This is a genomic window from Dictyoglomus sp. GBS, assembly GCF_055179815.1.
This window is the reverse complement of sequence record NZ_CM143687.1, coordinates 67,128-87,325: the sequence shown is the minus strand read 5'-3', so window position 1 is coordinate 87,325 and position 20,198 is coordinate 67,128. Positions and strand designations below refer to the sequence as shown.

At 30.4% G+C, this 20,198-nt stretch carries 17 protein-coding genes and 1 pseudogene; 4 read left to right on the top strand and 14 right to left on the bottom strand.

Features of this window, described 5'->3' with window-relative positions; genetic code table 11:
- Nucleotides 1–103: 103 nt before the first annotated feature.
- A complete protein-coding gene (locus ACY3IT_RS00420; protein ID WP_463082822.1) occupies nt 104–619 on the bottom strand; it encodes a hypothetical protein in 516 nt (171 codons plus the stop codon).
- Between the two features lie 359 nt (nt 620–978).
- Between ACY3IT_RS00420 and ACY3IT_RS00415 the strand changes: the two genes are divergently transcribed.
- Together ACY3IT_RS00415 and ACY3IT_RS00410 are read left to right on the top strand one after the other, a co-directional pair.
- Entirely contained in the window at nt 979–1,113 is a 135-nt protein-coding gene (locus ACY3IT_RS00415; RefSeq protein ID WP_463082821.1) for a hypothetical protein, read from the top strand.
- Between the two features lie 12 nt (nt 1,114–1,125).
- Complete coding sequence (locus ACY3IT_RS00410; RefSeq protein WP_463082820.1) at nt 1,126–1,344, top strand: hypothetical protein; 219 nt, start codon at nt 1,126–1,128, stop codon at nt 1,342–1,344.
- 570 nt (nt 1,345–1,914) lie between these two features.
- Here ACY3IT_RS00410 and ACY3IT_RS00405 read toward each other — a convergent pair.
- Nucleotides 1,915–2,154, bottom strand: coding sequence for a hypothetical protein (locus ACY3IT_RS00405; protein WP_463082819.1), 240 nt, complete (start codon nt 2,152–2,154; stop codon nt 1,915–1,917).
- Nucleotides 2,155–2,446: 292 nt separating this feature from the next.
- On the opposite strand from ACY3IT_RS00405, the pseudogene ACY3IT_RS00400 reads away from it, so the two are divergent.
- A pseudogene (locus tag ACY3IT_RS00400) lies at nt 2,447–2,751 on the top strand (pyridoxal-phosphate dependent enzyme); the annotation flags it as partial.
- Nucleotides 2,752–3,038: 287 nt separating this feature from the next.
- Here ACY3IT_RS00400 and ACY3IT_RS00395 read toward each other — a convergent pair.
- From ACY3IT_RS00395 to ACY3IT_RS00380, 4 genes are all read right to left on the bottom strand, one after another.
- Nucleotides 3,039–4,019 carry a sigma-70 family RNA polymerase sigma factor gene (locus ACY3IT_RS00395; protein WP_463082818.1) on the bottom strand — a complete coding sequence of 327 codons (981 nt, stop codon included), beginning with the start codon at nt 4,017–4,019 and terminating at the stop codon, nt 3,039–3,041.
- 600 nt (nt 4,020–4,619) lie between these two features.
- On the bottom strand, nt 4,620–4,775 hold the full coding sequence (locus ACY3IT_RS00390) for a hypothetical protein (RefSeq protein ID WP_463082817.1): 156 nt from the start codon (nt 4,773–4,775) through the stop codon (nt 4,620–4,622).
- The gene (locus ACY3IT_RS00385; RefSeq protein ID WP_463082816.1) at nt 4,750–4,869 is read right to left on the bottom strand and encodes an MjaI family restriction endonuclease; all 120 of its coding nucleotides are present in this window, start codon (nt 4,867–4,869) and stop codon (nt 4,750–4,752) included. The genes ACY3IT_RS00390 and ACY3IT_RS00385 overlap by 26 nt, the downstream gene beginning before the upstream one ends.
- Before the next feature lie 217 nt (nt 4,870–5,086).
- A complete protein-coding gene (locus ACY3IT_RS00380) occupies nt 5,087–5,602 on the bottom strand; it encodes a hypothetical protein (protein WP_463082815.1) in 516 nt (171 codons plus the stop codon).
- Between the two features lie 503 nt (nt 5,603–6,105).
- On the opposite strand from ACY3IT_RS00380, the gene ACY3IT_RS00375 reads away from it, so the two are divergent.
- Complete coding sequence (locus ACY3IT_RS00375) at nt 6,106–9,006, top strand: beta/gamma crystallin-related protein (protein ID WP_463082814.1); 2,901 nt, start codon at nt 6,106–6,108, stop codon at nt 9,004–9,006.
- 90 nt (nt 9,007–9,096) lie between these two features.
- Here ACY3IT_RS00375 and ACY3IT_RS00370 read toward each other — a convergent pair whose 3' ends face one another.
- The 8 genes from ACY3IT_RS00370 to hypA all read right to left on the bottom strand — a co-directional run bounded on the left by ACY3IT_RS00370 (nt 9,097) and on the right by hypA (nt 20,145).
- Entirely contained in the window at nt 9,097–12,432 is a 3,336-nt protein-coding gene (locus ACY3IT_RS00370; protein WP_463082813.1) for an IPT/TIG domain-containing protein, read from the bottom strand.
- 226 nt (nt 12,433–12,658) lie between these two features.
- A complete protein-coding gene (gene hypF, locus ACY3IT_RS00365; RefSeq protein WP_463082812.1) occupies nt 12,659–14,896 on the bottom strand; it encodes a carbamoyltransferase HypF in 2,238 nt (745 codons plus the stop codon).
- Nucleotides 14,896–15,318 carry a hydrogenase maturation protease gene (locus ACY3IT_RS00360; protein WP_463082811.1) on the bottom strand — a complete coding sequence of 141 codons (423 nt, stop codon included), beginning with the start codon at nt 15,316–15,318 and terminating at the stop codon, nt 14,896–14,898. Before ACY3IT_RS00360 ends, hypF begins: the two co-directional genes overlap by 1 nt.
- Nucleotides 15,315–16,739, bottom strand: coding sequence for a Ni/Fe hydrogenase subunit alpha (locus ACY3IT_RS00355; RefSeq protein WP_463082810.1), 1,425 nt, complete (start codon nt 16,737–16,739; stop codon nt 15,315–15,317). The genes ACY3IT_RS00360 and ACY3IT_RS00355 overlap by 4 nt, the downstream gene beginning before the upstream one ends.
- A 13-nt stretch (nt 16,740–16,752) precedes the next feature.
- Nucleotides 16,753–17,295 (bottom strand): NADH-quinone oxidoreductase subunit B family protein, encoded by a 543-nt coding sequence (locus ACY3IT_RS00350; RefSeq protein WP_463082809.1) that lies wholly within the window; start codon nt 17,293–17,295, stop codon nt 16,753–16,755.
- A 15-nt stretch (nt 17,296–17,310) separates the two neighbouring features.
- Nucleotides 17,311–18,990 carry a 2Fe-2S iron-sulfur cluster-binding protein gene (locus tag ACY3IT_RS00345; protein WP_463082808.1) on the bottom strand — a complete coding sequence of 560 codons (1,680 nt, stop codon included), beginning with the start codon at nt 18,988–18,990 and terminating at the stop codon, nt 17,311–17,313.
- A gap of 28 nt (nt 18,991–19,018) precedes the next feature.
- Nucleotides 19,019–19,750 carry a P-loop NTPase gene (locus ACY3IT_RS00340; RefSeq protein ID WP_463082807.1) on the bottom strand — a complete coding sequence of 244 codons (732 nt, stop codon included), beginning with the start codon at nt 19,748–19,750 and terminating at the stop codon, nt 19,019–19,021.
- The gene (hypA, locus tag ACY3IT_RS00335; protein WP_463082806.1) at nt 19,747–20,145 is read right to left on the bottom strand and encodes a hydrogenase nickel incorporation protein HypA; all 399 of its coding nucleotides are present in this window, start codon (nt 20,143–20,145) and stop codon (nt 19,747–19,749) included. Before hypA ends, ACY3IT_RS00340 begins: the two co-directional genes overlap by 4 nt.
- Nucleotides 20,146–20,198 lie beyond the last annotated feature (53 nt).

Genomic DNA, 20,198 nt, shown 5'->3' with positions numbered 1-20,198 from the left:
CTGATATTAAATTATATTATTTTAACTATTTTAAGTAAATATATTCAAAATAAAGAGCCCCCATATGGGGCTCTTTAATATTTTAGCTTTAGAGAGATAGAGGCTATTTTGCCACTTGATCTAAATCACACCAACTCTCAGAGTCAACACCTTTCCAATACTTTACTTGACTATTGTCTTTAAATTTTATAATAATATCATTTGAAGGACAATAATGATTGTTTACTGTTCTATTTTCTACAAGTCTAAGTTGTATTGTCTTTCCTTTATAACCTTGTTGTAAAGATACCCACCTCCATGGGGCGTATCTGAAATTTTCTCCTACTGGATATACATTTGCAGGAAGGATAAGGGTTGTTCCAAAGCCTACCCATTTGTTTTCTTCACTGTTCCAAAAATATGGTTCTAAATTAACCTCTTTGTTATAGCGGGTCATGTAATAAAATCCGTTATTTTCATCGTTTACCTCGAATTCTACGTAATCACCGTCATGACAAAAAAGCCCACCTATATAGGGGAAGTTAGCTCCGTAATAGTTTCTATTTTTCCATGTACTTGCAAAGGCAAGAATTAAAAGGATAATTAGGAAAATAAAGATTCTTAAAATCGACTTTTTCATTTTTGTACCTCCTATTCTAATATTTTAAATGGAAATACTTGAGAAAACACTGAGGAAAAAAGAATTTTTAATAAGTTTGATTAATGAGATTTTATTTTTTTATATTTTCCCCTCATTTATAGAATAACTCATATATTAAAAAAGTCAATATACCAGAGCAAAAAAATTCTTAAATCCCATGTATATTCTTTCCCTATAAAGAAAAGAATCAAAAGGAATGTTAGTCCAGATAGATGTAAGCCTCGCAACTAAATAGATGGAGAAAATATTATCTCTTATTTGCTATTGATGATGAAATAGTAGAAATATTATCTAATGTTTCTAAAAAGACAGAAGATCTTGAAGGATATTTTTTCTTAATGAAAGACATAATAAAAACTCATATTATACCTGTTTTTATTTATCATGATAAGCATATCATTTTTAAAATTCCCAAGGAAGATAAGCTAAGTATAGAAGAAGAACTATTAGGAATAGATAAACCATTAACATAATTGGGTAGAGCTATGAGAGAATTAGGAATAATTCAGATTTATGCAGAATCTTCTCAAGCAAAAGGGAGGATAGAAAGATTTTTTAAGACTCTGCAGTGTAGACTTAAAGAAGAGCTAAGAATAGAAGGTATAAAAGATATAGAATCTGCAAATATTTCACTTAAGGGATTTATAGAGAGGTATAACAAGAAATTTTGTATAGAGTTTAAGATCCTATTCTATCATTTGTGAAAGGTGTTTTTGAAGAGGTTTTAGATGAGATTCTTTATAGGAATGAGATAAGAAGAAGAATTAAAAGGGATTGTAATTTCATATGGAGGGAGAATCTATGGTCTAAATGAAGGTAATAAGACAATTTTTAAGAAAGAGAGGAGTTTAGTATGTATTCATATTCATGGAGATGGTGAGTTAAATGCAGACTACGAAGGCAAAATTTATCAAATAGAGCTGGTACCAAATAAAGAAAGAAGAGAATAAAAATAGTATAAGAAAATATGGAACCCAAAGTTCAACCTTGGAAAAAATATCCTCAATTCATAAGGATATGAGAGTAGTGATATTTTCATTAACCGTTGACATATTTTAAAAAGTCAAATTAAAAGAATTCTTATGTTGAATAATATGAAAAGAGAAATTGTATATATTCTTGCAAGATTCTTTTTCTTGTATTAAAGTGATCTCCTCTTTCCCTTTTTACATTCCCAAATACATTCTCTATCCTATTTCTATTATGCATTAATATTTAAACTTCAAAGAATTCTTCAAAAAGATCTATTCTAGAATTCCATTTTTCTATGGTACTCACAGGTATGCCTTTAACGAGACCAAGTGGGTAGGTTGGTCAAGAGAGGAGGATGCATGGTGTTTCCACGTAGCTAATTGGTCATCAAACTCTTTCCAAGTTCTATTTGGTATAGCAATGAGAAACGAAACCCTAAAAGTTCTTGTATAGCTTGCTCCTATTGGTAAGGGAGTAATAACAACTAATGTATTTCTAAATGATATATTAAAGAAAGAAAGATAATAGCTTTTAGGGACCATATTTCAGACTTTAAATGAAAATTCACCCTCTGCAAGTGCAGAGGGTTTTATTTTTTTTATTAATGTAATTAGTTTTAAAAGGATAAACTATTATTTTTATTTCTAAAATTCTGTTGAAAAGCTTAGAAGATGCTGATTAGAAAGTCCTTTTGAACATAGAAAAGCATAATCTAAATTAAATTGTGAAAATTTAACTCCTAATCCAAAACTTATAGATTCTTTTTCTCCGTTATATCCGGTTCTTATAAATAAAAGTGGAAGTGGATTTATTTCTGTCCCTAAATTTATTCGAATCGGGCTTGATATGATCTCTGCTGTGAAAGGATATAAGTGTATCTTAGTTATGCCTGAGACTGTGAACTTATAAAGAATATATATCCTAAAAGCCTACGGAGCAGATGTAATTCTCACTCAAAGGGAATGGCAGGAGCGGTAAAGAAAGCAGAAGAATTATTGAAAAAAATTCTAGGAAGTTTTATGCCAGAGCAATTTAAGAATCCAGCAAACCCTAAAATTCATAAAGAAACTACTGCAAAAGAAATATGGGAAGCGGTAGAGGGAAAGATTGATGCTTTTGTAGCAGGAGTAGGAACAGGAAGAAGTTATTTTATTGCCTTGCTCCATTTTTTTAAATAGTTCTATTTCTTGAAGAGGCGAGAGTACTTTATATTTTGCTATCTCTTTAAAATGAATTTTCTTAAATTTTCTTTGTATTCTTTAAGTCTAAATTTCATATTTTATATAATAAATTTTGAAACTTCACTTTTTCTTATTTTTGTTCTTTGTTTTTAAAAATTTTTTAGATTTTTCTAATAAACCTTCTAAATATAAGTCATTTTTTTTAATTTACATTAAATATACATTAATTAAGATTGTTTAACTTTCTAATTATTTTTCTTTTTAATATACTTTTCAATTTGTGTTTTAATCCAAAATGTAGCATAGGAAGAAAATTTAGAACCCTTTTTGTAGTTAAATGAATCTACAGCTTTTGCTAGACCTATATATCCTTCTTGAATTAAATCCCAAAGTTCTAGATTTTTTAATTTATATTTTTGGGCTATATCAAGGACGAGGAATGAATAAGATAATATTAAGGTATCTCTTGCTTTTTTATCACCCTTTTTAACTTTTTCAAAAAGAGCTATTTCTTCAGAAGGTGAAGGGGGTTTGTATTTATTTACTTCTTTGATGAAATTTTTTATAGAATCATCATTAATGTTTATATTTAATTCCTTTGATAAATTATACATTTTTGTAGAAACTTCTTCTATATAGTCATTAATATTTTCATTATTTTCCAACGTAAACGTTGGCTTCGGTAATATTTCATATATAATATCATTTAAATATTGTTTTACATAATCATATCCTTTAACTGAGAGTTCCCATATATGATTCGGAGAGTCTTTATTAAGAAATCCCTTATCTATTAAAATTAACTTGCACTCTTGAATATCTTTTTGCCATGGAATTAAATTGATGTCTGGTATATTTTTTTCCATTAATATGGCTTTAATTGTTGGTTCTATGTGTTTTATAAGCTCAGTATTACTTGCTTTTCCTCCTAATTTATATAGAGCTTCCAAGAGAGGTATTATGTAATCTTTTAATTCAATTTTATTATTAATAGTTTCTTCAGTATTTTGAATTTTGGGTAAAGTTTGTGTAATATTTTTTAGCATATCATTTATTAATTCTAGATGTTTCAAAATTTTTTCTAAAGAGTTTTGAAGATTTTTTGTTCTTATTAAGAGAGAAGGTAATTCTTTTTCTAATTCAAGGGTTCTATTTTCTTCATATTTCTTTAAAAAACTCTCAATTTCACTTAATAGTTTTTTAAGTTCCCCAAAATCCTCATTCATATATTTATCTCCTCACTTTTATATCCTATTTATAGTTGTTTTCTTATTATACCTCTTTTTTTATGAGCAGATTTTAAGTAAAAAATTTTAAGTTTGTCTCTGTCAATACCAAATAGCACTTTTATATGAGGAAATAATAATTTTAAATAATCAATAGCTAGTTTATTTAATGGCATTAGTATTTCTTATATCAGTTTTTGAGATTATCTCTATTATGTTATCTAAATTAGATTAATATTCTGAATGATCTATTAAACTATGCAATATTTCGGTGAATTATGCCACTTTCAATGTATATTTCTTTATAATGAATATATTTGTCAATGAATTCTGTGATTTCTTCCCTATATAGCATGCTCTTTCTTCATAATAACTCTTTTTCTTGTATGCCCCCTTTTATTGTGATTTTATGTTTTTCATTAAAATGCCATCTGGAAAAGCTCAATTTATAAACTCCAGTCTGTTTAGACTTATTCAGATTAATTTTATAACAGTTTTTCTTTTCCAAATATTTTGGTTTGAATATTCTCCTTTATATTTAACTATGAATTCTATTTCTATTGTTAAAGTTATATAGAAGTTTAATCCAGTAATTCTAATTCACTGATGAATCCTTTTCTTACCATTTATAACCAGTTTAATATCTTCTATTATTTCTTTATCATAAATCTCTTTTCTACCGTTTTCTTTCTCAAATTTTTCATAAGTACTACTTAACCATTCTTTCCATTTATAAATTTTTTGGGTTTTGATCATAAGTTATTGGCTTTATTTGTATTCCTATATATTTACCTGCAATTTCTATGTAGAAATCTAAATTTTTAGCAATTTCTTCTATTTCTGCTCTCATTACCTCAAGATATCTTTATATACAGGTTCTCTCCAAAGGTTTATAAATTTTTCTTTATACTTGTGTTGAATTGTAAGATCTGGGACGCCTAAACCTGATTTTATAAGATAGTACTTTATACATATTAGTTACAAATTATACTATTTTTTAAATATATTCAAAATAAAGAGCCCCCATATGGGGGCTCTTTAATATTTTAGCTTTAGAGAGATAGAGGCTATTTTGCCACTTGATCTAAATCACACCAACTCTCAGAGTCAACACCTTTCCAATACTTTACTTGACTATTGTCTTTAAATTTTATAATAATATCATTTGAAGGACAATAATGATTGTTTACTGTTCTATTTTCTACAAGTCTAAGTTGTATTGTCTTTCCTTTATAACCTTGTTGTAAAGATACCCACCTCCATGGGGCGTATCTGAAATTTTCTCCTACTGGATATACATTTGCAGGAAGGATAAGGGTTGTTCCAAGGCCTACCCATTTGTTTTCTTCACTGTTCCAAAAATATGGTTCTAAATTAACCTCTTTGTTATAGCGGGTCATGTAATAAAATCCGTTATTTTCATCGTTTACCTCGAATTCTACGTAATCACCGTCATGACAAAAAAGCCCACCTATATAGGGGAAGTTAGCTCCGTAATAGTTTCTATTTTTCCATGTACTTGCAAAGGCAAGAATTAAAAGGATAATTAGGAAAATAAAGATTCTTAAAATCGACTTTTTCATTTTTGTACCTCCTGTTCTAATATTTTAAATTAGGAGTCTACAAGGAAAGCCTGGGGGAAAAGAGTTTATAAGAGGTATTATTGATGAATTTTAATACTTTTTACATTTTCCCTCAGTTATAGTGTAACTCATATATTAAAAAAGTCAATATATTAATTACTAATGAATCAATAGTGAATAGAATGAAAAATCTATAAGCTGTTTTACATGTTTTTGGAAGACGATTATTATTCATAATTTTTTTAGAACACATACTTATAAGATAAATAAACAGGCATAAGAAATATACGTAATTTTATCCTGGGCAACTCATATCTTTAGTAGGTACTATGTTTGTATTACTTTAAAATTATTTTTTAAAGCACCATAAGAATGTGTTATTATAATTAAAAAGGGATAATTATTACTGTAAGTTTTACTTTCTATAGCTACTCAGAATCATTCAAAATTATCCCTCAATGAAATAGTTTAAGAATGCTTCAATTTAAAGGGGGTAATTAGACATGAGAAGGATAATTAGATTTAGTTTTTTCTTTATTGTTTTAAGTATATTTTTATTAGAAATTACCTTTGGTTTCTCTATGGGTTATCATTATGATTTGATAAGGGAAGTTATGAGGGGAGTGGGTTTTAATAAAGATGCTTTCTCTTTAGCTCTTGTTGGAAATTCTTATGTAGATATATTTCAGGAAAAGGCAGTTGAGTATGTAATAGATGATGATTTTTGTAGGGTTTCTAAAAAATTGGTAGATTTTTTACACTTTGATAATCTTTATAATGAGGAGGTTATTGAAAGATATTGGAAACAATTAATATTCAATACATATAATGCTATGAAAGAAAAGGTTAATAAAAATGATAAGTTAGGAGCACTTCTTATTATTGGTATCTCTTTACATATTGTTCAGGATTTTTATGCTCATTCTAATTGGGTTGAACTAAACTTGAGTAGTTACTCTAAAATAAAGGATGCTACTTATTTTGATGTTTTGAAAAGAGCTCCAAATGATTTAATCAAGGCAATAGAGGATGTTAAAAAAAGAGGTGGTATGTATTTTAATGTTAATAGGTTAACAACTTTTTGGGGAAAAACTAATCATGATGTATTAAATAAAGATCATGCGGGAAGACCATTATTTGATTCTGCATATAGAACTTCCTATAAGGCATCCTTAGAGTGGTTAAGACTTATAAAAAAATGGGTGACGGAAGATTTTAATAATAGTAAGTTTTGGAATGAGATTTTGATTTATGATTTTAAAGAAGGTAATAAAAAACATCTATATACATTAACAGATTTTGATGAGGGAACTATTAGATGGCTCTGTACCTATGGTGGAGCATGGAAAGCTCCAAGAATATGGGGAAGTTTGGATATTGTTTTTGATGATATGCCTAATGTTCCAGGAATAGGTTTAACATCTCAAAATAGTCCAGATTATCCTTTTTTGGGAATAGAATGGTTTTCAAATTGTACTTTAATAGCTAAGGATCTCTTTGAGGCATCTTATAAAGGTGGATTTATAAAAGTACATAGCATAGATAAATTGGAAGAAGGAATGAAAAAAAGAAGTGATTTTGGAGAAATAGTAAAGGTTAATTGGGAAGAGGTGCAAAACTTAGCACCTCTTGATAACTCTATAATAAGAGAAGCTTTTAGTTTTTTAGGAAATTGTACAATAGATTATGAAAAAGATGTAAAATGGCTCCGTGTTAGAATACCAGAAGCTATGGATCTTGATACCGGAAAAGGTTGGGATAATATAAACAATGAGGAACCAGGAGGAGATAGTGACTACTGGGTAATGTTTGTGGTAAATAATGAGGTTGATTATCCTTACACTGAAGCAGAATATGTGGATAAGAGTCATCCTTTTCCAGTTTGGGGAATATTAAAACCTTTATGGGATTTGAAGCCTGTAAGAATTCAAATAAGAATGTATGAGAGTGATAGCGGATTCCGTGGATCTCAGCATAAGGATGAGGAGATGGATATAAGGCCAGGCACTGGAAAAGATTTTCTATTTGAATTTAATCCTAAGGATTTTAGTTACAATGCTATTTCAGGAATGAAAGTATGGAATATAATACAGGGATATTATATTAGAAGTTATGGAGAGGGAGATTTAAGGGCAAGAGTATATGTAAAGATCTGGATGATGGAAGATATTCCTCAAGAAATACCGTTATATCCAGTATTTTTTGAGGATAAAAATTGTGATGGAGCTTTCTTACCAATTTTTGACAATATAGATGATCTTTCTAAATTTGGTTTCAATGATAGAATATCATCAATCTTTTTGCCTTTCTATACCTGGAAGTTAGAGGTCTATGAGGATAAAAATTATAAAGGTAGGAAACTTTTTGTTGAAAGCACTATTCAGGATCTACATTCTGATGATTTTAAAATGGGAGACAAGATATCTTCAGTTAAGATTATTAAGGCCTCTATTCCATCTTATGATTTTCCTATATTTTATGAAGACAAGAATTACAAAGGATATTTCTTAAAATTGCCTTATAACCTACCTAATAATTCTATATGTGGTTTTTACTCTGAACTTTCTATATATAAATTTAATGATCGTATCTCATCTATAAAGATACCAAATGGCTGGAAAGTTATTATTTATGAGAATTCTCATTTTGAGGGAAAGAATGTAGAAATAACATCTTCAATTGCTGATTTAAGCACCATAGGATGGAATGATAGAGTTTCCTCTATAAGGGTAATTCCTCCTTTTAAAATTGCAGAAGATCAGAAAATAAGTATTGTAGAGCCAATGAAGCCTTTGGTTTTTCCTATGGTGATATTAGATAAAAATCTATTAATAGATCTGTTAAAGTTAGAATTGAAAAATTTTCCAGAAAAATATGTGAATCAAGATTTTTATTACAAAAGGGAAGATATAAAAATTCCTGATGATATTGATATAAGTATAACAATTACATACATAAATGTAAAAGAAAACTTCGCATATGTGGAGGGGAAAGGAGAGAACTATTATTTAAATTTTTGTTCTTTACTTTATAGAGAGCAAGGTGAATGGGAGGTTAAAGAAATAGTTAATGCAGATTATGTAGTATGTGATGATAAATATGAAGGTTTAGATATTTATTCATGGATATATGAAAAACTTAAGAAAAGGTACCTGGGTATACCTATAGATATTTTTCCTAAGATACATCCAGAAAGAAAGATTATGTTGAGTATTTTAAGAGAGAAGATTTCTAATTTAGTATCAGACAATATTGGTTTCTTAGTAGAAGATTTTAAAGAGGAAAGGGAAATTGTGAAAATGGCTGTAAGACCAAGATCCTTAGATGGAGTATCTCAGTATGAAATATTGTATGTTACTCTTAAAAAAGATAAGGATAAATGGAATATTGTTAACTTAAAATAGGTTTTAAATTATTTTTTTCTCTATATTAATAATACTTCTTATTTCCTCCTGATAAATTATACAAGTTTAAATCAGGATATCATTAAGAAGTTATTTAAATTGAATTGAAATCCAACCAGGAAGGATAAAGTCTTTTTGTACATCGTAAACTGTTTTATTATTCTCTACATCTATATAAAAACATCTGACTGTACAATTTATCTCTCCTTCTATTATTACTCCAATTACATTATTTTGATATTTCCAATCTCTTATTTTACCCTCAAATTTGCCTTTTACTATTGTATTCCAATAATCTCTGCCATCATCAAAGAAACTCCATTCAAAATAAACCATTAAATTTTCATCATTGTAAGATCCGGAAGCTATAGATGTATGATATCCTTCTTCTTTTACCCCTTCTATGCTACCGTCAGAAAATTTAAGGTAAACGACAGCAGGTGTTTCTATATACCATTTGCCCTCTCTATGGACCCACTCGGGTAATGTAAAACTTAACCCATGAATACCATTTAAATTTCTTTTTAGAGGAGTTTTAACTTTTGTCTTTGCATTAAAATTTACATCTTTATTTGATTCATAAGTATATTTTTCTCCAACATATACCACTACAGGACCTGTTTGAACATTTTCAGGAACTTTGATTTTTATCTCTTTGTCATTCCAACTTAAAATTTCAGCTGGAGTATTTCCTATCATAACTTTACTTTTTGATGATTGATTTTTTCCAAAAGCAAGACCTTTTATGGTAATTATATCTCCAGGAGATCCTGTATTTGGTTCTATTGATAGAACTTTTGGAATAAGCGATATAACTGCTTTTATAGAGAAGGAGTCTCTTACTAAATCTCCTTCCCATAATCCCACTCTTATTAATATCTCTTGTTTTCCGTCTTTATCTCCAAGTGTTAAATCTCTTATATCTTCAAGTTTAAATTGATGATTATAAGTTATATAGTTTGCCTCATTAAACTTTGCTTCAGGTATGGTAAATTTAGCTCTATTGTAGGTTATACGCTTTCCTGGAATTCCATATCTTCCTTCATCAATTGTGGCATACACTTCAATATCTCTGCTGTAATTTGAGCCGTTATAAATGTATAGCTTTAAATTTAAAACTTCTGCATCTTGAGGTATTATTTCTAATTTATCACCTGTTGATTTAACCCATATATAACCATCTTTACTTTCTGATGGTTTTATTTGTAATTGGTAAAAAGGTACTAATTTTTGATTATTGGGATTTCTAACAAGGAATGATATATCTCCTGTAGTCATTGCTCCTTTTTCATCTCTTGCAGGTAATTCCAAGGATAAAGACGGGCTTGTAGCGAAGTTTCCGTCTACAACTATAATTATATACTTTTCAGTTGGGAATTTATGTCTATTTTTTATAAAGTTCCAATCTCTGATGGTGTACATAGTTCCGTTTTCATTGTTTGCTGGAGAAATATTTTGGGGATCATGCATGATTATTTTTTCTCCATTTTCGGTATATCCAAGTAATACTACAGCATGATCTCCCCAGCTTAAAATAACGGGATGTCCTTTATCTATTTCAGAAAGAACCCTCCATTTTAAATGATCTAACTTAAATATAGGTACTGAATAGGCGGTAAAACCTGTTTCTTTGCTAAGATAGTCTTTCAGTGAATATACAATTTGATCTTCGTCTAAGCCAAAATCAGAATCATTTGCTCCTAACTCTCTTAAAATGTCATATAGTTCAATATCTTTTCCTGAAAATTTAAGAAACATTAGTGCACTTGTTGAAACGCAAGATCCTCCAATCTGTTCATAGTATGGCATTCTTATGATCTTTTCTTTTTGTTTTGGGGTGTATTTAGGAATATATCCTATATATATGAATAGTCTATCTTTTAGACTAAGAGTATTAGAATCAGCGCTTATCTTTTCTAATGTGTTGTAACATAACTTTATATTTGACAGTGATGACCTATATATTAAAGAGGGTGATAGTTTTATTGAAATAATTCCTGTGGAGGGATTATATTCATATTCTAAATCAAGTTTCCCTTTATTTATATGGTCGTAGCCAAAGATGTTTAATTCATCATTTGTTAAAGCTTTTGGCCCATTTACAACAAGAGTAATTTCACCAAAAAGTTTTTGGATACCACTTATTTCAATCCCTTTTGCCTCCTTTGAGTAAAATATTGGATTAGTGATTGATTTTATGCTTATTTTTGTATCTTCTTTGATTGTATTTGGAGGGATTAAAAGTTTTGTTCCATCTGATAATACTATCTCACCACCAGAAGGACCAATATTCATTTCTGATTGAATGACTTTTTCTCCCTTATCATAAAAGGATGCTTCTTCAGGAGAAATAACTGTTTTTTCTTTGGTACTTGCTTCAATTATGTTTGAGATTGAATCTTTTTCAGATCGGATGTTAAATTCTTGAGATGGGACAATATCAGAAATCTTTTTACCCTCCCAATCAGTATTCCAGTCTCCAGAATTTCCATATCTCCATCTGCCGGTGAAGGATGTGCCATCAGGAGATAGGGTTAATTCAAATTCTCCTCCATCTTTTGGGGGTGAGTATGAGGGAGCTTCTAACCAAATACCTATTAATTTATTATCTATTACTTTACCAGCAACTTTTCCGTTGTCATGCTCATAATATCCTATAACCATATTCCCTACTTGTACTAAATACATCTTTCCCCAGGTTGTATCCCACGTACCGGTCCAATTAAAACTTGTTAAATTTTCAGAAGATGTGGTTTTGTTATTTACTATAGAAACGCAAACATTATCAAAGTATCCAGTATTTGCATATGTCATAAAACCTAATTTTCCTGTTTTAAATGTGTCATCTTGAGCGGATAAAATTTCTTTGTCATCAATGAATACTTTAATTTGATTTCCTACTGCTTCAATAGTAATCCTATATTTTTTTCCAACTTCATAGGCGTTATTCTTATCAATAGCAAGCACTTGAAATGGTTTGCCATTAACAATCTTGTCAATTCTTCTAAAAGGTCCTTTATTTTGGGGGTCTTTTACCATGATGAATCTATAATAATTATTTTTATCTTGATATCTAAAGACAGCTCCAATTCCATCATCATCGGTGGATGTTAAATCAAAGGAAAAAATAAAATCTGAAAAACTTTCTTTGGTAACTATGTGGGTACCTTGAAAGTAGTCATACTCACTATCTGCTCTATACACGTTACTGTTCTGAACAAGTTTTCCATCTTGTATTTTCCAATCAGAAGAAGGAGCATCATCCACAATGATCCAGTTGGTACCTATTTCCTTTCTTTCGAAATCATCTTTAAATAGAATACAATCTTCAGAGTTTGTGATTTCTTTCCCTATTGTTAACTGAGATAAAAGGAAAAAAAGAGTTATAAAAAGAAAAAATGTTTTTAATTTTTTTAAGTTATTCATAAGCCCCCCTATATAACTTAAAAATTAATTTTTTTGAGGGAATCTTTTAAAAGGAGAAAATCTATATCCCTTTCAAAGGTCTAAAATTGATGAATTTCCTGAAAATTTTCAGGATTGAATTTTCTGAGTTAGGATTTTTCTAATGTGCATTTAAAATTGTCTTGTTATTTACCCTATTTACTTTATATTATATTAAAAAACAGAAAAAAGTAAATAGTATAAAATTTTATTCTTTTCCTAAAATAATCTGTCCTAAGGAGATTCCTCCATCATTGGTGGGTACATTTTTATGAGTGAATACTTCAAAACCTTTATTTCTTAATAAGGGTATAGTTGTTCTTAAAAGAAGTCTATTTTGAAATACACCTCCTGATAAGCCTATTTTATTGATTTTATATTCTTCTCTTAATATTTCTGAGATTTGTAGAATTATTTGGGTAATGGTGTTATGAAATTTTTTAGCGATATCCTTTTTCTCATACTTTTCTTTTTCTAAAATTATCTTTTCAATGGTCGGATATATATCAATCTTAAATGTTTCTTTTTCTTTTATCATTTTAAAGGGATAAAAGTCTTCTTCGTCAGATTCCATAGCTTCCATTTCAAGTTCTATGGCAGCTTGACCTTCATAATCTATTTTTTCCCTTATTCCTAAAAGGGCAGAGACTAAATCAAAAATTCTTCCACAGGAGGATGTGTAAAATATGTTTTCATCTTTTTCAATTAATCTTTTTGTTATCTCTTTTTCAAATGGATCAATATGGGGGAATATCTTTTCAATTTCAGATGGTAAATATTTGGTTATATAAGATAGTGCAATTAATCTTGGGTTTTCTATAGCATAATCTCCTCCAGCTACTGGAAAATATTTAAAATGAGCTACTCTTTTTACTTCTTCCAAATTTCCTATAAATACTTCTCCACCCCATATATTTCCATCTTCCCCATATCCAGTACCATCAAAGGAGAAACAAATAATATTATCAGTGATTCCTCTATCTAAAAGTAGAGAGAAAAAGTGAGCTTTATGATGTTGAATGGCTTTTACCTCCATATATTTTTTAAATTTTTCTGCAAAATCTGTGGATAAATATTGGGGATGTAAGTCATGTACTAAGATTTCAGGCTCTATCCTAAATAGTCTGATGAACTCTTGAATTATTTCTTCATATACCTGAAGGGTATCTTTATCTTTTAAATCTCCAACATGGGGACTCATGAAAACATAATTTTCTTTACCAAGGGAAAAGGTGTTTTTCAGTTCTCCACCAAGGGCAAGAGTAGGCTTTATCTTTATAGGAATTTTTATTGGATCAGGAGCATATCCTCTTGCTCTTCTTATAATATTTAATTCTTTGTTTTCTACAAAAACTACGCTATCATCTACTCTGTGGGCTATATTTCGGTTATGAAAGATAAATACATCCGCTATGTTTTTAAGTCTTTCCTTTGCATGGTCATTATCTTTAATAATAGGCTCATCAGATATATTTCCACTTGTCATTATGAGAGGTTTTGGAAAGTAATCAAATATGAGATAATGATAAGGCGTGTAGGGAAGCATTATGCCTAAATATTTGTTATTAGGAGCCACATATTCGGATATATCTCTTGGATCTTTAATTTTTAAAAGGACTATTGGTCTTTCTTTTGAAAGTAATATTTTTTCTTCATCCTCATTCACATAGCAGTATTTCTTTATCGTATCCATATCTTTCATCATAAGGGCAAAGGGTTTAGATGGTCTTTTCTTTCTCTCTCTTAATTTTATAACTGCTCTTTCATTAGTGGCATCACAGGCTAAATGGAAGCCACCAAGCCCTTTTATAGCTAATATTTTTCCTTCTTCTAAGTATTTTCCAATTTTTTCAAAAATGTTTGAAGCTTCTTCTCCATCTATCCAGAGAGTTGGTCCACAATCATAACAAGATATAGGTTGAGCATGAAATCTTCTTGATTCTGGATCGTGATATTCTTCTTCGCATCTTTCACACATCTGGAATATTTTCATGGTTGTTTTATCTCTGTCGTATGGTAAATCTTCAATAATGGTATATCTTGGGCCACAGTTAGTACAGTTTATAAATGGATAATTAAATCTGCGATCTTTTGGATCTCTCATTTCTTTAAAGCAGTCTTCACATATGGCTATATCTGGAGATATGAAGTTAAATCCAGTATCTTCTTTGCTTTCAATAATTGAGAAATCTATAATGTTTTCTGAGAGATTTATTTCTTCTTTTTCAATTTTTTCTATTTTGGAGAGAGGAGGGGCTTCTTTTACAAGATCATCTAAAAATTTTTTTATTTTTTCTTCCTCTCCTTGAATTAGTATATGAACAGATCCTGTAGAGTTTAAGATCCATCCTCTAAGATTTAGGCTTTTAGCAAGCCTGTATACAAAGGGTCTAAATCCAACTCCTTGAACAATTCCCCAGATTTTTATTTTATAGGTTTTTTCCATTATATATTTTCAAGAAATCCTTTTATAAATTCTAATCCTTTTTTTAGGTTTTCTAAAGCCTTTTCCGAGATTTCTTCTCCAAAATCAAAATCATACCCTCTTATGGATAGAAGATAAAATTCAGGATTTTTATTATAAAGAGTTTTTGTCCAGGAAAGTAGTTCTTCACAGGATGTGTGGTGGGTAAGAGGGGAAAAAGTCTTTTCTTCTGTTATTTTTTTAAATGATATTTCATCTCCTTCTATGGAAGCATCAATGAATATGACTATGTCATAATCTTTAAGGATTTCTGCCATATCAAAAGTAAGCTCCTGGACCTTGAGTTTTTCTACCTTATCATCTATAAGGTCCAGGAGCTTTATTCCTAAGCCATCATCTCTTCTATAAGGATTTCCAAAACCTACTAATAATACTTTTTTCAATCTCTTTTTATTGTATCCAAGAGATTTCCATCTTTATCATAAAGCTCTATTAGAAGGGGCATCTTTCCTATAGCATGGGTAGAGCAGGAGAGACATGGATCATAGCATCTTATGGCTCCCTCAACTCTATTTAGCATCCCTTCTTTTAAATTTTTCCCATCTATAAAGGCTTTTGCTACCTCTTCTACTGCCTTATTCATTGCCCAGTTATTATGTCCAGTTGATACTATCAAGTTTACTTTTTCAATAGTTCCTTTTTCATCTACCCAATAGTGATGAATTAGTGTACCACGAGGAGCTTCTACTACTCCAATTCCTTCCTCATTGACTACTTCTCCAAGCCTTAATACATCTTGGCTCATTGCGTCTGGATCCTCAAGAATTTCTCTTGTTCTTTCTAATGCATAGATGGTTTCAATTAATCTTGCATAGTGATAATATATGGATCCTTCTACTGGTTTTCCATTTCCAAGAGTTTTGAATTTTTTGAATTCTTCATTTGCTAAAGGTGTGCTTATTTTTTCCGCCACATTTAGTCTTGCAAGAGGTCCTACTCTATATACTCCCTCAGGATATCCAAAAGGTTTGTAATAGGGGAATTTTAAGTATGTCCAATCTTCCACTTTTTCTCCAATATATTTAAGATAGTACTTAGGCTTAAATTCTTTTACTATATTTCCATCTTTATCCATGAATCTTATTTTTCCATCATAAAGTTCTAATGATCCATCCTCTTTTACAAGTCCCATATAACCTGTGGAGAAGCTGGCAAATTTGTCACAAGTTTCTTTATTCTTCTCTATAAAGTCCTCTGCTATTTTTATACCCTCTTTTATATACTCTATCATCTCATCTATTCCTTTTAATATCTCGTCTCTTGCTTCGATAGATAGTGCAGAGTTTACTCCTCCAGGTATTGCAAATGTGGGATGTATTCTTCTTCCTGCTACAAGTTCAATAATTCTTTGTCCAAATTTTCTAAGCTTTACTGCTTTTAAAGCAAGTTGAGGATTAGCTTGAATTAATCCTACCACATTTCTTATTTTGGGATCAGCATCCCAACCAAGTATAAGATCTGGTCCTGCAAGCTCAAAAAAATGCATTGAATGGGATTGAATAAACTGCCCCATGTGGATTAGTTCTCTCAGAAGTTTAGCGGTCTTTGGTATATCTACTCCTATGATTTCATCAGTAGCTTTAGCAGATGCTAAATGGTGACTAATGGGGCATATTCCGCAGATTCTTGGTGTTATAATTGGCATTTCAGAGAAATGTCTTCCTTCAGAGAATTTTTCAAAGCCTCTAAATTGGTCTACATGCATAAAGGCTTTTTCCACTTTTCCATCTTCATTTAAATGGATTGTAACTCTTGCGTGTCCTTCTATTCTTGTAACTGGGCTTATGGTAATTTTTCTTTCCATAGTTCTCACCTCATTATTCATACTTAAGAAGTTCGCCTTCTAATTTAGGTACTCTTCCTTCTAAAATTTCTTTTAATACATAATAAATAGCATCTGCTGAGGGTGGACAACCTGGGATGTAGAAATCTACTTTTATAACTTCATTTACCGCTTTTACTTTGGGAAGATGTTTCCCTAGCTCTTCAGAAGAAGGTATTTTACCTTGTACTGTACTTTCAGTGGTAATATAGCCTCTTTCAAGAAGTTCTTCTACAGAAACATAATTTCTCATGGTAGGAATTCCACCAAATACAGCACAATCTCCAAGGGCAACTATAAATTTACATTTTTCTCTCATCATTTTTACTTCTTCTTCATGATGGTCTGTAGCTACCGCTCCTTCAATTATTCCTATATCTGTTCCTTCATCAGGTATCTTTAAATCTGTTATAGGAGTAGCATTGATCTCCAGGCCTTTATTTATAAGTTCTACAAGTCTTTCATCCATATCTAAGAAGGACATATGGCATCCAGAACATCCCTCACACCATATGGAAGCTACTTTTATCTTACCCATTGTTTTCACCTCTTTTTAAGAAACTTTTTCTGCTCTTCCTAAGATTTGTGAAAGGAAAGTCTTTAAATCTACAGTGTCATATGTTGGTCTTAGTACTTTTTCTCTCTTTAACTTCTTTCCTTCTAAATTATAGAAAGTTCCTTCTCTTTCAAAACCGTTAGAGATTCCGACTAATACAGTTGCTTTGTGAATTTCATCATTTTCATATGGTGTAAATACAAAGACTGTTGAATCCTTTATGTTTAGATTCTTTAAGCCTTCTAAATTCTTTCCGAATACAAATACATATTCAGCAGTAATGTTGTTATGTTTTATTCCTAATTTTTGAAGCCCTAAGGAATTAGTCTCTTTTGGTAGATAGAGGAATTTGGCATTTGTTAATGAGGATAGGAGCTTTATTTCATCGCTATTTATATCCTTATATATAACTACTACGTCATCTTGTTTCTTAATTATTTCCAAAGCCATGGACATATCTTTTATGTTAAACACATAATCAGCAAGTTTAGCAAGACTATTAAATTCCTTATCTATTACCATAAGTTTTGCTTTATTTCCTATAACATTTCTTTTCACTATGGATCCTACGGTACCATATTCTCTATTGAGATCTGTACCAATAACAACGTAGAAGTTTCTATTATCCAAATCGTTTAAGGTTATATTAGATGATATGGGAATTTCCTCAGGATTGAGGGCATATACTTTATCTTTGAATAATTCTTTAATAAGCTCCAGTTCTTCATTAAATAAAGTACCATCTACATAAGCGATTCCTTTATCTATCTTATCTTTTACTAATTTTATAAGTTGATCTTCACTAATTTTTCTGTATCCAAAATCATCTTTTACTCTTATTCCTGTTAGTCTTTTCTTTTCATCATAAAGGGATAAATATCTTCCAACTTTGCAAAGAACTCCTTGAGATACATCAGAGTTCCAATCTCCATATATTTTTACTATGAAATTTGCTCCTTTCTTTTTATAAACCTCTATACCACATCCTACAGGACATAAGTCACAGTTTGTATAGATAACATCCGATTGTACTTCTCTCCCTAAGTAGGCAGATCTTTTATCTATGATAGCTCCTGTTGGGCATACTTGGGCGCAAAGTCCACAAGATACGCAAGAGGACTTACCAAGGGGTATGTCCATATCTGCGATAATCATGGTATCAATTCCTCTTTCCATTTCACCAAGTACAAAGTGTCCTGCTATTTCAGAACATGCTCTTACACATCTTCTACATAGTACACAGCGATTATGATCCATAATTATGAAGGGATGGGAATTGTCTACGGGGAATTTTCTCTCGTAAGTAGGAAACTCAAAGTGATCTAATCCAAATTCGTATCCCAGATCTTGAAGTTCACATTCACCAGTGACTTCACAATACATACAATAATGGTTCCTTTCGGTAAATAGGAGCTGTAAGACCAGTTTTCTTGAATTGATTACGTTAGGTGTATCGGTTTTTATGTCCATGTTGGGCTCTACAGGAGTTGTACAAGCAGTTTTTAAAACACCTCTATCTTCTACTACACACAGCCTACATGAACCTTGAGGCATAAGGGGTTCATAATGGCAAAGCACAGGTACGTGTATACCAAGTTCACTTAAGACTTGGAGTACTGTTTTACCAGGAGAAACTTCTACCTCACTTCCATTTACTTTAATCTTGATGTTCTCCATAGTCCACCCTCTCTCTTATACAAGATTTTTATACAAAGAAATTAACTATTTGAGAGATTTCTTCTGAGATAGGAGAATTTATTATTTCTTTATTATCTCCGTAATAATCTTCTAACTTATGGTAGAAGGAAATTTTTCCTAAATAGTTTATACCTAAACTATTACATTTTTCTTTTACAAAATCCTGATCTCCTATTTTCATGTTCTCAATGAGCCCAATTATGGGTATATTTTGATCTTTTAAAAATATTATAAGCTTTTCTACTGTTTCCATGGCAATTTTCGTAGAGTTTGTTACTATAAGAAATTCCAATCTATTGATTAATCTTATAAGATCTAAGAGTATCTCTCCCATTCCAGGAGGCATATCTATAATAAGGAAGTCAAGAGAATTCCATCTTGTAATTGTGAATAGCTCAATCAGTGTGTCTGTTAATTCTTTCCCTCTCATGATAAGGGGTTTGTTTTGGGTAAAGTAAATGATGGACATGAAATCAATATTGTTAATATTTACCGGTTTTAGGCCATATTCCTCTTTGGGAAAGGAATGTTGATTGTTCAAAAGAATATGTAACGAAGGACCATATAAATCAAGATCTAAAAGTCCTATTTTATAATTTTTTTCCTTTAACAAAAGGGCCAAAAGTGCAGATATAATGCTTTTTCCAACTCCTCCCTTTCCACTTGCTACAGGTATAATTCTTTTTACGTTTTCTAACCTTTTTTCAATTACCGATAATCTGGGATCAATGAGTTTCATAATACATCCTCTATAAATACTCCTCTTCCTTCTGTTATTTCAAAATCAGGGCTTCCACATTTTGGACATTTAATATATACATGGATGGTTTCTGGCACAAAGTGAATTGCTTCTTTTTCTTCTTCATTAAGTTGGTTGAAACTTTCGTAAAAAGCCCATTTATGTCCACAAAAATTGCATAATAGATAAGCTGTAAAATTCTCATATTTTATTTCTGCATTCTCTAAAATTGTGTCTTTAGAAAGTTCTTTTAATGCAAAATCAAAAATTTCTAAATCTATTTGTTGAATTTCTCCTACTTTTAACAATAAAGTTTTTACCTCTCTCAGATTTTTATTCTGAGCTATTTCTAAAGCTGTGTTTACAACACCTTCTGCTAAAGCCCACTCGTGCATTTTTTAACAAATCCTTTTTGTTTTTGATTTTATCTAAATTTTGTACAAATATC

Bases quoted from the DNA above. Each gene is read 5' to 3' on its own strand.
- ACY3IT_RS00355 (WP_463082810.1), bottom strand. From the start codon at position 16,739: ATGGAAAGAAAAATTACCATAAGCCCAGTTACAAGAATAGAAGGACAC.
- ACY3IT_RS00380 (WP_463082815.1), bottom strand. From the start codon at position 5,602: ATGAAAAAGTCGATTTTAAGAATCTTTATTTTCCTAATTATCCTTTTA.
- ACY3IT_RS00410 (WP_463082820.1), top strand. From the start codon at position 1,126: ATGAGAGAATTAGGAATAATTCAGATTTATGCAGAATCTTCTCAAGCA.
- ACY3IT_RS00370 (WP_463082813.1), bottom strand. From the start codon at position 12,432: ATGAATAACTTAAAAAAATTAAAAACATTTTTTCTTTTTATAACTCTT.
- hypF (WP_463082812.1), bottom strand. From the start codon at position 14,896: ATGGAAAAAACCTATAAAATAAAAATCTGGGGAATTGTTCAAGGAGTT.
- ACY3IT_RS00415 (WP_463082821.1), top strand. From the start codon at position 979: ATGAAAGACATAATAAAAACTCATATTATACCTGTTTTTATTTATCAT.
- ACY3IT_RS00390 (WP_463082817.1), bottom strand. From the start codon at position 4,775: ATGATCAAAACCCAAAAAATTTATAAATGGAAAGAATGGTTAAGTAGT.
- ACY3IT_RS00420 (WP_463082822.1), bottom strand. From the start codon at position 619: ATGAAAAAGTCGATTTTAAGAATCTTTATTTTCCTAATTATCCTTTTA.
- ACY3IT_RS00345 (WP_463082808.1), bottom strand. From the start codon at position 18,990: ATGGAGAACATCAAGATTAAAGTAAATGGAAGTGAGGTAGAAGTTTCT.
- ACY3IT_RS00350 (WP_463082809.1), bottom strand. From the start codon at position 17,295: ATGGGTAAGATAAAAGTAGCTTCCATATGGTGTGAGGGATGTTCTGGA.
- hypA (WP_463082806.1), bottom strand. From the start codon at position 20,145: ATGCACGAGTGGGCTTTAGCAGAAGGTGTTGTAAACACAGCTTTAGAA.
- ACY3IT_RS00385 (WP_463082816.1), bottom strand. From the start codon at position 4,869: ATGAGAGCAGAAATAGAAGAAATTGCTAAAAATTTAGATTTCTACATA.
- ACY3IT_RS00340 (WP_463082807.1), bottom strand. From the start codon at position 19,750: ATGAAACTCATTGATCCCAGATTATCGGTAATTGAAAAAAGGTTAGAA.
- ACY3IT_RS00375 (WP_463082814.1), top strand. From the start codon at position 6,106: ATGAGAAGGATAATTAGATTTAGTTTTTTCTTTATTGTTTTAAGTATA.
- ACY3IT_RS00405 (WP_463082819.1), bottom strand. From the start codon at position 2,154: ATGGTCCCTAAAAGCTATTATCTTTCTTTCTTTAATATATCATTTAGA.
- ACY3IT_RS00395 (WP_463082818.1), bottom strand. From the start codon at position 4,019: ATGAATGAGGATTTTGGGGAACTTAAAAAACTATTAAGTGAAATTGAG.